This is a genomic window from Microbacterium sp., from assembly GCF_047607225.1.
Taxonomy (GTDB): Bacteria; Actinomycetota; Actinomycetes; order Actinomycetales; family Microbacteriaceae; genus Microbacterium.
The window spans coordinates 1-13,172 of record NZ_JASGDO010000059.1 but is presented as its reverse complement, the minus strand read 5'-3'; the positions used below and the strand labels follow the sequence as shown (position 1 = coordinate 13,172).

At 69.3% G+C, this 13,172-nt stretch carries 14 protein-coding genes; 8 read left to right on the top strand and 6 right to left on the bottom strand.

Annotated elements, in window-relative coordinates:
- Positions 1-318: 318 nt before the first annotated feature.
- Complete coding sequence (locus tag QM591_RS12000) at positions 319-456, top strand: hypothetical protein (RefSeq protein WP_415132630.1); 138 nt, start codon at positions 319-321, stop codon at positions 454-456.
- 31 nt (positions 457-487) lie between these two features.
- Here the strand turns inward: QM591_RS12000 and QM591_RS11995 are convergent, their stop codons facing one another.
- The 3 genes from QM591_RS11995 to QM591_RS11985 are packed head-to-tail and all read right to left on the bottom strand — an operon-like array spanning position 488 to position 4,332.
- Positions 488-1,426, bottom strand: coding sequence for an NUDIX hydrolase (locus tag QM591_RS11995; protein ID WP_415132629.1), 939 nt, complete (start codon positions 1,424-1,426; stop codon positions 488-490).
- The gene (locus QM591_RS11990; protein ID WP_415132628.1) at positions 1,423-3,591 is read right to left on the bottom strand and encodes an RNA degradosome polyphosphate kinase; all 2,169 of its coding nucleotides are present in this window, start codon (positions 3,589-3,591) and stop codon (positions 1,423-1,425) included. Before QM591_RS11990 ends, QM591_RS11995 begins: the two co-directional genes overlap by 4 nt.
- Positions 3,592-3,633: 42 nt before the next feature.
- Positions 3,634-4,332 (bottom strand): response regulator transcription factor, encoded by a 699-nt coding sequence (locus QM591_RS11985; protein WP_415132627.1) that lies wholly within the window; start codon positions 4,330-4,332, stop codon positions 3,634-3,636.
- 104 nt (positions 4,333-4,436) lie between these two features.
- Here QM591_RS11985 and QM591_RS11980 point away from each other — a divergent pair, with 104 nt between their 5' ends.
- The 4 genes from QM591_RS11980 (at position 4,437) to QM591_RS11965 (ending at position 7,732) form a co-directional block, all read left to right on the top strand.
- The gene (locus QM591_RS11980; protein ID WP_415132626.1) at positions 4,437-4,727 is read left to right on the top strand and encodes a hypothetical protein; all 291 of its coding nucleotides are present in this window, start codon (positions 4,437-4,439) and stop codon (positions 4,725-4,727) included.
- A gap of 165 nt (positions 4,728-4,892) precedes the next feature.
- Positions 4,893-5,498: an FABP family protein gene (locus tag QM591_RS11975; RefSeq protein WP_415132625.1), complete on the top strand. Its 606-nt coding sequence runs from the start codon at positions 4,893-4,895 to the stop codon at positions 5,496-5,498.
- Positions 5,498-6,589, top strand: coding sequence for a YgfZ/GcvT domain-containing protein (locus tag QM591_RS11970; RefSeq protein ID WP_415132624.1), 1,092 nt, complete (start codon positions 5,498-5,500; stop codon positions 6,587-6,589). Before QM591_RS11975 ends, QM591_RS11970 begins: the two co-directional genes overlap by 1 nt.
- Before the next feature lie 54 nt (positions 6,590-6,643).
- Positions 6,644-7,732: an FUSC family protein gene (locus tag QM591_RS11965; protein WP_415132623.1), complete on the top strand. Its 1,089-nt coding sequence runs from the start codon at positions 6,644-6,646 to the stop codon at positions 7,730-7,732.
- A 39-nt stretch (positions 7,733-7,771) separates the two neighbouring features.
- Here the strand turns inward: QM591_RS11965 and QM591_RS11960 are convergent, their stop codons facing one another.
- Entirely contained in the window at positions 7,772-8,608 is an 837-nt protein-coding gene (locus QM591_RS11960; protein WP_415132622.1) for a class I SAM-dependent methyltransferase, read from the bottom strand.
- Positions 8,609-8,649: 41 nt separating this feature from the next.
- On the opposite strand from QM591_RS11960, the gene QM591_RS11955 reads away from it, so the two are divergent.
- On the top strand, positions 8,650-9,399 hold the full coding sequence (locus QM591_RS11955; protein ID WP_067162851.1) for a phosphoglyceromutase: 750 nt from the start codon (positions 8,650-8,652) through the stop codon (positions 9,397-9,399).
- Between the two features lie 139 nt (positions 9,400-9,538).
- Here the strand turns inward: QM591_RS11955 and phoU are convergent, their stop codons facing one another.
- Complete coding sequence (phoU, locus tag QM591_RS11950) at positions 9,539-10,219, bottom strand: phosphate signaling complex protein PhoU (RefSeq protein WP_067162093.1); 681 nt, start codon at positions 10,217-10,219, stop codon at positions 9,539-9,541.
- A gap of 171 nt (positions 10,220-10,390) precedes the next feature.
- Between phoU and QM591_RS11945 the strand changes: the two genes are divergently transcribed.
- Both QM591_RS11945 and QM591_RS11940 read left to right on the top strand, forming a co-directional pair.
- On the top strand, positions 10,391-11,695 hold the full coding sequence (locus QM591_RS11945) for a sensor histidine kinase (RefSeq protein WP_415132621.1): 1,305 nt from the start codon (positions 10,391-10,393) through the stop codon (positions 11,693-11,695).
- Positions 11,692-12,375 carry a response regulator transcription factor gene (locus tag QM591_RS11940; protein WP_067162090.1) on the top strand — a complete coding sequence of 228 codons (684 nt, stop codon included), beginning with the start codon at positions 11,692-11,694 and terminating at the stop codon, positions 12,373-12,375. The genes QM591_RS11945 and QM591_RS11940 overlap by 4 nt, the downstream gene beginning before the upstream one ends.
- A 48-nt stretch (positions 12,376-12,423) precedes the next feature.
- On the opposite strand, the gene QM591_RS11935 is transcribed toward QM591_RS11940, so the two are convergent.
- Positions 12,424-12,927, bottom strand: coding sequence for a DNA modification methylase (locus QM591_RS11935; RefSeq protein WP_415132620.1), 504 nt, complete (start codon positions 12,925-12,927; stop codon positions 12,424-12,426).
- Positions 12,928-13,172: the final 245 nt, after the last annotated feature.

Sequence of the window (13,172 nt, the reverse complement as noted above, 5' to 3'; positions counted from 1 at the left end):
CTGACCGTCGTCATCACACTCTTGCTCGTTATCCTGCCGACCCAGCGGTCGGCTGCCGCGACGGGCGACTGGCGGAGCGGATGCACATCAGGGGGAGGCTGTGAGATCGTGGTCGGCACGAACAGGTGCACGAGTGGCGGATCCTTCTGGGTGTCGCCCTGGGAATCCCTGGGCACCCGATATCAGCCTTGGGTCAACGCGCCGAAGGACTGCCGAGTGCGCATCCAGCATCGGATGATCACAAAGGTCGGGGGATCCGAATATGACACGTCGTGGGCGTATGTCGCGGCAGGGTCGGGCACAGTCGGCGCAGGCCCGATGATCGACGCCGGCTTGCGGTGCTTCACTCGAGTGTCGGTGCAGCGCAAGGACGGAACGTGGAACGTCGGAATCCACTACAACACCCGGTATTGGAAGGACGCCTCTTTCCGAGACTGGTGCACGAGCGGCGACTGAGCCACGGATGCCGGTCGGCCGGTGATTCGCGTCAGACCTTGGGCGCGTGCGTCTCGATCGCCACGATCCCTGAGCCCGGATTGGTCGCGGAGAGGTGCGCGACGGAGAACGCGCCCACTTCGAGAGACGACGCGCTCCCGAGGTACGAGCCACGCAGGGTTCCGGTCGCCAGGGCGAGCTCGGTGAGGATGTCGGGGAGCACGGGGCCGTGGCTGCAGAGCACCGCGGGCTTGCGTGCGCGGACGCGCTTGCCGATGACCGCGCGGGCATCCGCGGCGCCCTCCTCCCACGCGTCTTGACTGATGAGGGGAGTGCGTTCGATCGGCCTGCCGAGGGCCGCCGCGAGCGGAGTCACGGTGGTGACGCACCGCACCGCATCGCTCGAGACGATCTTGCGGACCCCGAAGGCCCGCAGGGGGCCGACGATCGCCGAGGACTGCTTCGTTCCCCGGGCTGTGAGGGGGCGGGCCGCGTCCGCACCGTCCCATTCCTCGCGGGGAGTGGCCTTCGCGTGCCGGAGCACCACGATCGGAAAGGTCGCGAGGATGCCGTCGTCGACGAACCTGAGGAAGTTCTCCAGGATCTCGACGTCGACCGGGTAGCTCAAGTGCTTGAGGGCCCGCTTGGGGCCCACCCACTCGATCGCGGCGATCTCCTTGTTCGGAACGAACGCCGACTCTCGGATGGCCTTGTCGGTGGCCTCCGCGGACCAGTAGTGGACGATCTTCTGCCGTTTGTTGGGCATGCGGTACCGCGACACCCCCACCGGGATGCCGAGGGAGACCCGGATCCCGGTCTCCTCGAAGATCTCCCGAGCCGCCGTCTCGGCGAGCATCTCGCCGGGATCCACCTTTCCCTTGGGTAGGGTGACATCCGCGTAGGCGGTGCGGTGGATGACGAGCACCTTGAGCTTGCCCTCGACCAGGCGCCAGACCACGCCTCCGGCCGCGTAGACCGCCGTATCGGTCATCGCACCGCGCGAGCGCGGCGACGGCGCTGGATCTGGGTCATCGTCTTCTCCTGCAGGTCGGTCAGCGGGGTGCCGTCGGCATCGGTGCTGTGGCGAGTCCACGCGCCACCGTCACCGAGGTGCCATGAGCTGGTGGTGTCGGCCATGGCACTGTCGAACAGATCGATGAGCTCCTTGACGTGGGCCGGCGCGGTCACCCGGACGAGCGCCTCCACCCGGCGATCCAGGTTCCGGTGCATCATGTCGGCGCTGCCGATGTACACCTGAGGGTCGCCGTCGTTGGCGAAGGCGAAGATCCGCGAGTGCTCCAGATAGCGGCCGAGGATCGAGCGCACCGTGATGTTGTCGCTGACCCCGTCGAGATCGGTGCGGAGGGAGCAGATGCCGCGCACCCACACGTCGACGCGGACGCCGGCCTGACTCGCGCGATACAGGGCGTCGATGATCTGCTCGTCGACCATCGAGTTGACCTTGATGCGGATATGGGCGGGCTTGCCGGCGATCGCGTTGCGTCGTTCCTTGTCGATCTGGCGAAGCAGTCCCTTGCGCAAGTGGAGGGGCGCCACCAGCAGTCGCTTGAACTTCTTCTCGATCGCATATCCCGACAGCTCGTTGAACAGGCGCGTGAGGTCGCGACCCACCTGCTCGTCGGAGGTGAACAGCCCGAAGTCCTCGTACAGGCGACTGGTCTTGGGGTTGTAGTTCCCGGTGCCGATGTGGCTGTAGCTGCGGAGCATCCCGTCTTCCTCGCGGATGACGTGGAGGAGCTTGCAATGGGTCTTCAGCCCCACGAGCCCGTAGACCACGTGGACGCCCGCTTTCTCGAGCTTGCGCGCCCACACGATGTTGGCCGCTTCGTCGAACCGTGCCTTGACCTCGACGAGGGCGAGCACCTGCTTGCCGTTCTCGGCGGCATCGATGAGCGCTTCGACGATCGGGCTGTCACCCGACGTGCGGTAGAGCGTCTGCTTGATCGCGAGCACGTGCTTGTCGCGCGCAGCCTGTTCGAGGAAGGCGACCACGCTCGTGTTGAACGACTCGTAGGGGTGGTGCACCAGCACGTCGCCCTTGCGGATGGCGGCGAACAGGTCTGCTCGGCCGTTCTGCTCCGCCGGCTGGAACGCCATGGCTGTCGTCGGCACGTGCGCGGGGTAGCGCAGCTCCGGCCGATCGATGCGGGCGAGGTCGAACAGCCCCCGCAGGTCGAGGTGGCCGGGGAGGCGATAGACCTCTTGCTCCGTGATCGTGAGCTCGTTCAGGAGCAGGTCGAGGGTGACGTCGTCCATCGAGTCGGTGACCTCGAGCCGGATGGGCGGCCCGAAGCGACGGCGGAGCAGCTCCGCCTCCAGCGCCTGGATGAGGTTCTCGGTCTCGTCTTCCTCGATGACGACGTCCTCGTTGCGGGTGAGTCGGAACGCGTGGTGCTCGAGGATCTCCATTCCGGGGAACAGATCTCCCAGGTTGTTGGAGATGAGCTCTTCCAGCGGCAGGTAGCGCGCACCGGACTCCGAACGGGGCAGGGCGACGAAGCGCGGCAGCATGGGCGGCACCTTGAGTCGCGCGAACTCCTGCCGCCCCGTGCGGGCGTTGCGGATGCGGATCGCGAGGTTGAGCGAGAGCCCTGAGATGTAGGGGAACGGGTGCGCGGGGTCGACGGCCAGCGGCATGAGGACGGGGAAGACCTGCGCCTGGAAGTAGTCGTAGAGGTCGGCGCGATCGTCGTCGGACAAGTCGTCCCACGACACGATGTCGATGCCGGCCTCCGACATCGCCGGCTTGACCAGCTCCTCCCACGCCGCGGCGTGCCGGAGCTGCAGCGCGTGGGCCTCGGCCGAGATGTCGGCGAGGACCTCTTGCGGTGAACGCCCGACGTTGGTCGGAACGGCCAGTCCCGTCATGATGCGGCGCTTGAGGCCGGCGACGCGGACCATGAAGAACTCGTCGAGGTTGCTCGCGAAGATGGCGAGGAAGTTCGCCCGCTCGAGCACCGGGAGGGTCGGGTCTTCGGCCAGTTCCAGCACGCGCTGGTTGAAGGCGAGCCAGCTCACCTCGCGGTCGAGGTACCGGTGGTCGGGGAGCTGGGAGTCGTCGACCTCGGCGGCGGTGTCGAAGTCGTCGTCGTCGGCGTCGCCCAGGCCGGAGTCGAGTACCTCGGTGTCGATCATTCCCTCATCCTTGCAGGAGCAGGTGACCGGCGCGTTAACCGTTCACGCGTCGGAACGCTCGCGGGGCGCGGGCAGCTGGTCGTCCTCGTACACGTTGAAGCGGTAGCCGACGTTGCGGACCGTGCCGATCAACTGCTCCATGTCGCCGAGCTTGGCCCGCAGGCGTCGTACATGCACGTCGACGGTGCGGGTGCCGCCGAAGTAGTCGTAGCCCCACACCTCGCTCAGCAACTGTTCCCGCGTGAACACCCGCGACGGATGCGTCGCGAAGAAGTGGAGGAGTTGAAACTCCTTGTACGTGAGGTCGAGGGGCTTTCCGTGGACCTTGGCCGAGTACGACGACTCGTCGATCGAGATTCCCGAGGTCTGGATGCGGGTGGAGACCGGGTCCTTCGTGAGGCGACCGATCACGAGACGGATCCGTGCGTCGACCTCCGCGGGCCCAGCGCCCACGAGGATCACGTCGTCGATGCCCCAATCGGGCGAGACCGCCGTGAGGCCGCCTTCGGTGACCACGAGCATCAGCGGGGCGTCGAGGCCGGTCGTGTTGAGGATCTTGCAGAGCGACTTGGCGCCGACGAGGTCGACGCGCGCATCGACGAAGATGACGTCGGCGCTGGGAGCGTTCACCAGTTGCGCCGGCTCGGCGGGGATCTGGCGGACGCGGTGACTCAGCAACTCGAGCGCGGGGAGCACCGCTCCGCCGTTCGCGGCGGAACTCAAGACGAGCAGCTGAGCCAAGGGCATCCCTCCCGGTCCGGATGCCGGAACCGTGAGTTCATCTTATGACCTCGCCGCAGGCGCGGAGTGCGTCACATCGGGCTCGAGTGCGTCACAATGGCGGAGTGACTTCGCCGCTGATCGCTCCCCGCCACACCTTGATCGGGGTGTTCGTGGTGTGGGGGATCGCGGCAGCGCTGGCGGTCCTGGTGGGCGCGCTCGCCGAACCCGACTGGCGAGCCGCGTGGATGGGGGTGGGGATGGGCCTCATCGTGCCGATCGCCTTCGCGGTGCACTTGTGGTCGGGGCGATCGCAGGGCTTCATCCAGCGCATGGCGCTGAGCATGATCGGCTCCCTCTTCGTCATGGGCCTGATCGGCGTGGGGCTGGGCCTCGCGACACTCTTCTCCGGATGAGCCGACGCCGCGCCGCTCCGCGGTGCGCCACGGCGTAGAGTGGACACATGGACCTCATCGCACTCGAACTGTTCTTCGTCGGGCTGCTCGGGCTCGCGTCGCTGGCGATCGTGTTCGTGTCGGCCGTCGTTCTGAAGAACCTGTACCGCGGCCAGCGCTGATCCCGTGATCGACCTGCCTACCGACCTTCCCGCCGACATCGTCCCGCTGTCGTGGCTGTTGGGAGTCTGGGAGGGCACCGGCGTCATCGATTACGAGGCGGCCGATCACCACTTCAGCGGCGAGTTCGCGCATCGCGTGAGTTTCAGTCACGATGGCGGCGACTACGTCAACTACGCGGCCAGCGCATGGCTGATCGGCGATGACGACCACCGCACCCCTCTCGTCGCCGAGCAGGGGTACTGGCGTCTGGCGCGTCCCGCTTCCGATGAAGACGCCGGACCGGCTCTGCTTCCCGCCCTCACGTCGCGGTCGGCCCCGCGCACCGTCGACGACGTCGAGGCGCTCCGAAACGCCAACGGCGGTTTCGATCTCGAAGTCGCCATCGTCCACTCCGACGGCGTGAGCGAGGTCTACGTCGGCCAGGTGCAGGGGCCCCGCATCGACCTCGCGACCGATGCCGTCGTGCGTCCCGAGAGCGCCAAGGCGTACGGTGCCGCGACGCGCATGTACGGCTATGTCGACGGTCACCTCCTCTGGGCGTGGGACATCGCGGCTCTCGGCGGCGGGCTCGCCTCGCATGCATCCGCGCGACTTGCGCGGGCCGAGTGATGTCCTCCCCGTTCGCCGAGCTTCCCGCGACCGTGTGGGACGGTGACGTCCTGCTGCACGTGGGAAACCCGCTGCGCGAGCAGCGCATGCTCGCCGGCGGCGAGGCGCTCGCGCCTCTCGGCGATCGCGCCGTGCTGACGGTCTCGGGTGAGGACCGGTTGAGCTGGCTCGACTCCCTGACGTCCCAGGCGCTCGCCGCCCTCGCACCCGGCACCAGCACCGAGTTGCTCGTGCTCGACCCCCAGGGCCATGTCGAGCACGCGGCGGCCGTCGTGGACGACTGCGAGCGGACGTGGCTCATCGTCGACCGCGACGACGCCGCGAGCCTCCTGGCGTGGCTCGTCCGGATGCGCTTTCGGCTGCGGGTCGATCCGCAAGAGGTCTCCGAGGCGTACGCCGTGATCGGCGGCACGGCGGCCGCCATCGCCGGGCTGCCGACCGAGGCCGGGGTCGTCACGACCTGGGCCGACCCGTGGCCGGCCGTCTCGGTCGGCGGCTGGGGATACGCGGCTGTCGAGCCGCATCCGGGAACCGAGCGCGACTGGGTCGAGGCGATCGTCCCCCGAGCCGGCGAGGTGCAACTGGCGCAGGCGGTGGCACGGGGCGAGATCGCGTTGGCGGGCACTCTCGCGGCCGATGCCTTGCGGGTTGCGGCATGGCGTCCGCGGCAGCGCGCCGAAGCCGACGGCCGGGCGCTCCCGCACGAGCTCGACTGGCTCCGCACCGCCGTCCACCTCTCCAAAGGGTGCTATCGCGGGCAGGAGACCGTCGCGAAGGTCCACAACCTGGGACACCCGCCGCGACGGCTCGTCGCTCTGCAGCTCGACGGCAGCGACGCCGTCCTTCCCGAGCCGGGCGCCGACGTGCGCGTCGGTGAAGACGTCGTCGGCGCGGTGACCTCGGTCGCGCGGCACTTCGAGGAGGGGCCGATCGCCCTGGCCCTCGTGAAGCGGACGACGCCGACGGACACTCCCGTCACCGTCGAGGTCGACGGAGGCGTGATCTCCGCCGCGCAGGAGCAGATCGTTCCGCCGGACGCCGGTCGCACCGCCGCGATCCCGCGTCTGCCGCGCTTGTCGCGCCGCCGGTAGCCGCGCGTGAGTGCGCCGCAGGCGTCCGAGCCCGCCCAGCCCTCCACCGGGTCCGTGCCCACGACATCGGTGCGGGTCGGATGGCGGACCCGTGTCGATGTGCGCCCGGGGCTGGCGCGGATCCGAGAGTCCGGGCCGGGGGTCCTCCAGATCATCGTGGCCGCCGGCGCAGCCTACGCTTTCGCGCATTTCGTCCTCGGTCACGCCGCTCCGCTCCTCGCGGTCACCGTCACGATCTCGAGCCTCGGGCTCGTCGGCGACGCGCGCCCGCGTCGCGTGCTGGAGACCGTGGTCGGCATGATCGTCGGGATCCTGATCGCCGAGCTCATCCTCGTCGCGGCGGGAACCGGCTGGTGGCAGCTCGTCGCGACGCTGGCCGCGAGCCTCCTCGTCGCCCGTTTCCTCTCCCCGCAGGCCGGGTTCGCCATCGCCGCCGCCATCCAGTCCGCGATCGTGATGGTGATCCCGGCCAATGCGCCCTTCCTGCGTCTCATCGACGGGGTCATCGGGGGCGTGGCCGCGCTCCTGGTCACCGCACTCGTGCCACGGCGCCCGCTGCGAACCGTCACCCGCGAAGGACGACTGCTGCTGAGCGCATTCGGCGACGCGAGCCGCACCCTCGTCCAGGCCCTCCACCGCGGAGACCGAGTGAGAGCGGAACGTGGACTGCAGAAGGCTCGAGCGCTGCAGGGGCTGATCGATCGTTGGTCGGTGGCGTTGGATTCCGGACGGGCGATCGCGCGCATCTCGCCGTTCCTGCACCGACAGCGCGCCGAGCTGCACCGCCACGAACGCATCCGCACGCATCTCGACCTCGCCGTGCGCAATCTCCGCGTCATCGCGCGGCGCTCCGTCTACGCATGCGACGACGGACGACCACGGCCCGTCGCAGCGGACCTCCTCAACGAACTGGCCGCCGGCGCCCGGCTGATCTCCGACTCCCTCGACGACATCTCCTTCGAGCCGCTCGCGCGCGAGGCGCTGCGAGCGGTGGCGGGCCGGCTCGACCCGGCGGCGCTGACGGCCGACGGCGGAACGGTCGACGTCACCCTCCTGGCAGCGCTGCGGCCCCTCGCCGTCGACCTGCTGACGGCCGCAGGAATGCCCGCCGCGGAAGCCCGTGCCGCCTTGCCGCGCACCTGAGGCCGCGATCGACGTCACGATCACAGCGCGCCACGGGGGTCACTCGGCGGGAGCGACGACCTCCCACGGCACAGTGAGCTCCCCGAGGCGCCAGCGCGACCGGGCTCCCACCGGCCATCCGCCGGCCACCAGAGCCTCGAGAGCCGTACGCCATCGCTGTGTCGGCCCGAACGCCGATGCGGCGACGGCCCGCGTCCATTCCTCGTCGAGCGCGGTGAGGAAGGCGTGCACGGGCTCGCCGGGGACGTTGCGATGGATGAGCGCCTTCGGGAGGCGTTCGGCGGCGACGGCAGGAGAGTCCAGCCCCGACAGACGCAGCGAGATCGTGAGGCTCCGAGGTGTGCCGTCTGCCCCGACCTCGATCCACGTGCAGATCCGGCCGAGCTCGTCGCACGTCCCCTCCACGAGGATGCCGCCGGGCTGGAGCCGTGCGCACATGCGCCCCCACGCGTCGGCGACGTCGGCCTCGTCGTACTGCCGCAGCACATTGAACGCGCGGATCACGACCGGCGCGCGCCCCTCCGGCGTGGGAACCTCGAACCCGCCGCGGCCGAACCCCACGCGCGCGTCCGGAGCGAAGACACCCCGGCCTGCCCGCACCTGCGCGAGCTGCGCGCGCGCCCGCTCCACGCGCGCCGGCTCGATCTCCAGCCCCCAGACCTCCACGTCGGGTCGCACCGATCGCACGCGCGCCTCCAGTTCGAAGGCGGTCACGCCGCTGGCGCCGTAGCCGAGGTCGACGACGAGGGGATCCGCCGTGCGACGCAGCGCCGGGTGCCGAGCGATCCAGCGATCGACGCGGCGGAGTCGGTTGGTGTTGGTCGTGCCGCGGGTGATCCGGCCGACCACTCGGCCGGGCACTTTCTCCGGCGGCATCCCTCCATGATGGCAGGGAGCCGCTCGATAGGATGGTCGACATGACCGCGCCGTACACGCTGATCCTCCTCCGCCACGGGCAGAGCGAGTGGAACAAGACGAACCAGTTCACCGGATGGGTGGACGTCCGCCTCACCGACCAGGGCAAGGCCGAGGCGAAGCGCGGCGGTGAGCTCTTGAAGGAGGCGGGGCTCCTGCCCGACGTCCTCCACACGTCGCTGCTGTCCCGCGCGATCCAGACAGCGAACATCGCCCTCGACGCCGCGGACCGCCTGTGGATCCCGGTCGCCCGTTCGTGGCGGCTCAACGAGCGTCACTACGGCGCTCTCCAGGGCAAGGACAAGGCCGAGACGCTCGAGGAGTTCGGCAACGAGCAGTTCATGCTGTGGCGGCGCTCGTTCGATGTCCCGCCGCCGGACCTCGACGACGACAGCCCCTACAGCCAGGTGCACGACCCTCGTTACGCGGGCATCGACGGCGAGGTCCCGCGAACCGAGTCGCTCAAGATCGTGATCGACCGCATGCTGCCGTACTGGGAGAGTGCGATCATCCCCGACCTCGCCGCCGGCAAGACGGTGCTCGTCACGGCGCACGGCAACTCGCTGCGGGGTCTCGTGAAGCACCTCGACGGGATCAGCGACGCCGACATCGCCGAGCTCAACATCCCCACCGGGATCCCGCTCGTCTACAAGCTGGGCGAGGACTTCATGCCCCTCGGGCCCGGCGAGTACCTCGACCCCGAGGCTGCCGCGGCGGGAGCCGCTGCCGTCGCCGCGCAGGGCAAGAAGTAGCCCCGCGTCGCGACATCAGTGCGTCCGCGCCCGGCGGCGTCATCGAGAGCACATGCTCTCATCGAGAGCACATGTTCCGTGCGTCCGAGACGTGTGCGCTCGGTGGGAGCATGTGCTCTCGGCGAAAGAGGGGGGGCGGTCAGCCCTCGGCGGCGATGATCGCGATCGAGTTGGTGTCGGGCGTCCAGTCGCCCGTCGCGAGGTAGGCGACCTTCTTCGCCACCGACACCGCGTGATCGGCGAAGCGCTCGTGGTACCGGCTGGCCAGGGTGGCATCGACGGTTGCCGCGGCCTCGCCCTTCCAGGTCTCGCCGAGCACCTTCTCGAAGATCGCGAGGTGCAGGTCGTCCAGTTCCTCTTCGAGCGAGCGCAGGCGCTCGACGAGCGAGAGATCCTCGGTGCGAAGCAGCTCCGTCAGGGTGCGCGCCACCTCGACGTCGAGCTCGCCCATCTTGATGAACGTGCTCTTCAGCCCCTTCGGGATCGCACGCTCGGGAAAGCGCATACGCGTCAGCTGAGCGATGTGCTCCGCGATGTCGCCCATGCGCTCCAGTGAGGCGCTCACCCGGAGGGCGGCGACGACGATCCGCAGATCGCGAGCGACCGGCTGCTGCCGGGCGAGGATCTCGATGGCCAGCTCGTCGAGGGCGATCGCCTTGTCGTCGATCACCTGGTCGTCGTCGATGACCTCTTCGGCCAGGGCGACGTCGCTCGCGCCGAATGCGCGCGTGGCCTTGTCCACGGCGACGGTCACGAGGTCACCGATCTCGACCAGGCGGGCCTGGACGTCTTCGAGCGACTGGTGGAACACTTCGCGCATCTGCGGAACCTCTCTCCTCGCGGGCGCGGCACGATGCCGGTCCGGCGACGCGGCGATCATCCCCTCCGAAGGTTAACGAATGGTGCCGCGTCGGTGAACTCTCATCGAGCGACCCCCGCCAGCACGGGCGGACGTCCCATTCGACGGTCTCTGCGACTCTACGCTGGGGGCATGGATTCAACGCAGCTGGCGCTAATCGCGCTCGCCGTGGGAACCCTCATCGGGGGAGCGCTGGCGGCACTGCTGCTCTTCTCGTTGCGCCTTCGCGACGCCGCGCGAGCCCGCGCCTCCACCGATCTGCCCGACGGGACCCGTGCCGTCCTCCAGGGGATGGACGATGTCGCGGTGGTCGTGGACTCCTCGCTCCGCGTCGTGGCCGCCTCGGCCCCGGCCGAGCTCTTCGGAATGACCGAGGGTGAGACCCTGGCAGGAGACGAGCTGCGCGACCTCGTCCGGTCGGCGCGCGCGACGGGGCGACCCGAGTCGCACACGCTGCGGTTGAGGCGGGGATCGGAGCTGCGTTCGGTCGCCGCGCGAGCCAGCGTCATCACGACCCGTCTGACGCTGGTGGTGATCCGCGACATCACCGAACGCGAGCGGGTTGAGGAGATGCGCCGCGACTTCGTGGCCAACACGAGCCACGAGCTGAAGACCCCGGTCGGTGCGGTCACCCTTCTCGCGGAGGCAATCGAGTCGGCGGCCGATGACCCCGAGCAGGTCCGGCACTTCGCCGGCCGCCTCACCGCGGAGGCCGGGCGTCTCGGCCAGTTGACGTCGCGGATCATGAACCTGTCGCGCCTGCAGGCGGCCGACGACCTCACCGAGCTCCGCGACGTGGCCGTCGACGAGGTGCTGACGGCGGCCATCGAGTCGCAGGCCGTCGCTGCCGACGCGGCGCGGATCGAGGTGGTGCGCGGCGGGGCGCGGGGGGTGTACGTCCGCGGCGACGTCCAGGTGCTCACCGAGGCGTTCGCGAACCTCGTCGCCAACGCGATCGCCTACTCGCCGCCGGGGTCGCCGGTGGGAGTCGGGGTCAAGCTCGTCGATGACGCCGTGGAGATCGCCGTGACCGACCGGGGCATCGGCATCCCGGAAGGCGAGCAGGCGCGGGTGTTCGAGAGGTTCTACCGGGCGGATCAGGCCCGCTCGCGGCGGACGGGCGGGACGGGCCTCGGCCTGTCGATCGTCAAGCACGCCATCCAGCGTCACGGCGGCGATATCGAACTGTGGTCCCGCCCAGGCCGAGGCTCCACGTTCACGGTCCGGTTGCAGACCGTCGCGGCTCCTCAGGACGTTCCGTCGAAGAAGCGGCGCCGGAGCAAGGCCGCCAAGGGCGCTTCCGGCAAGGGCGCCTCCGGCAAGGGAACGTCCGGCGCGACGAAGGAACGCGCGAAGGAACGCGCCCCGAAGGACAGCAAGTCCCAGACCACGGAATCCGCCCGCAGCGCCACGCGGGCGAAGGGAGACAAGAAATGACCCGCGTGCTGATCGTCGAGGACGAACCGGACCTCGCCGACCCCCTCGCCTACTTGTTGCGGCGGGAAGGGTTCGAGGTGGAGATCGCCGAGGACGGTCCCACGGCGCTCGACGCGTTCGCTGCGCGCGGCGCCGACATCGTCCTGCTCGACCTCATGCTGCCGGGCATGCCCGGCACGGAGGTCTGCCGGGTCATCCGGACCACGTCCAAGATCCCCATCATCATGCTCACGGCCAAGGACTCCGAGGTCGACATCGTCGTGGGCCTCGAGCTGGGCGCCGACGACTACGTCACGAAGCCCTACTCCTCACGTGAGCTCCTCGCGCGGATGCGGGCTGTCCTGCGCCGTGCGGAGGGCCCGGACCTCGACATGGACGAGAGGATCGTCGAGGGCGGCCGCGTGCGCATCGACATCGACCGTCACACCGTCTCCGTCGACGGAGCCGAGATCGCCATGCCGCTCAAGGAGTTCGAGCTCCTGGAAGTGCTCATGCGCAACGCGGGCCGTGTGCTCACCCGGGGGCAGCTGATCGATCGCGTGTGGGGGAGCGACTACTTCGGCGACACCAAGACGCTCGACGTGCACATCAAGCGCATCCGCTCGCGGATCGAGCAGAACCCCAGCGAACCGACGATGCTGCTCACCGTGCGCGGCCTCGGCTACCGCTTCGAGGCCTGAGCAGTCGGGCCCTGAGCGCTCAGCCCTGGGCAGTCGGGCCCTGAGCGGTCAGCCCTCGGGGACGAACGGAGCGTACTGGGGCAGCGTGCCGTCGAGGACGGGGACGGCGAGCTCCACACCCTCACCATCGCCGGACTGGAACGCGACCGACACGTCGGTGCCCGGAGCGCTGTCCAGGCCCTGGATGAGAAGGGGCTCGACACCGTCGACGCCGAGACTGACGGTGGTGCGTGCCGGCACGGTGACCGTGGCGCGCTGACCGTTCAGGCCGACGTTGAGGGTCTCGGTGGAGTCGGTGTCGTTGATGATCGCCGCGATGAAGTTGCCCGCCGATCCGGACTCGTCGGCGACGATGAGGGCGTTGCGCACCAGCAGCGGACCGGAGGAGGGAACGTTCACCCCGTCGGACGCCGAGTACTCGATCGTCGTGGCCTGGGGGGAGATCATGCTGCACCCGGTCGAGCCCAGTGCCACCGCGAGGCCGACCGCGACGGCGGCGACGAGTCGGGACGTCTTCGGGCGCAGCGCCGCAGCGCGGGGGGTGGTGTGCACGGTTCCTCCGTCGTGATCACGGCTCCATCTGCGGAACCGGGCGGGATTTCGCCACCAGTCTAGTGTCCGAGCAGGCCGGATCCCATCGGCGCTCACGCGCGCGCGAGAGTGAGGGAGGAGGGGTCAGGCGGCGAACCTTACCCTATCTGCGCTGTGGTATCCTTGAGGTTGCCGAAAGGACATAACTGCATGCTTTTTGAGGTTGGCGAGACGGTCGTCTATCCGCACCACGGCGCCGCGACGAT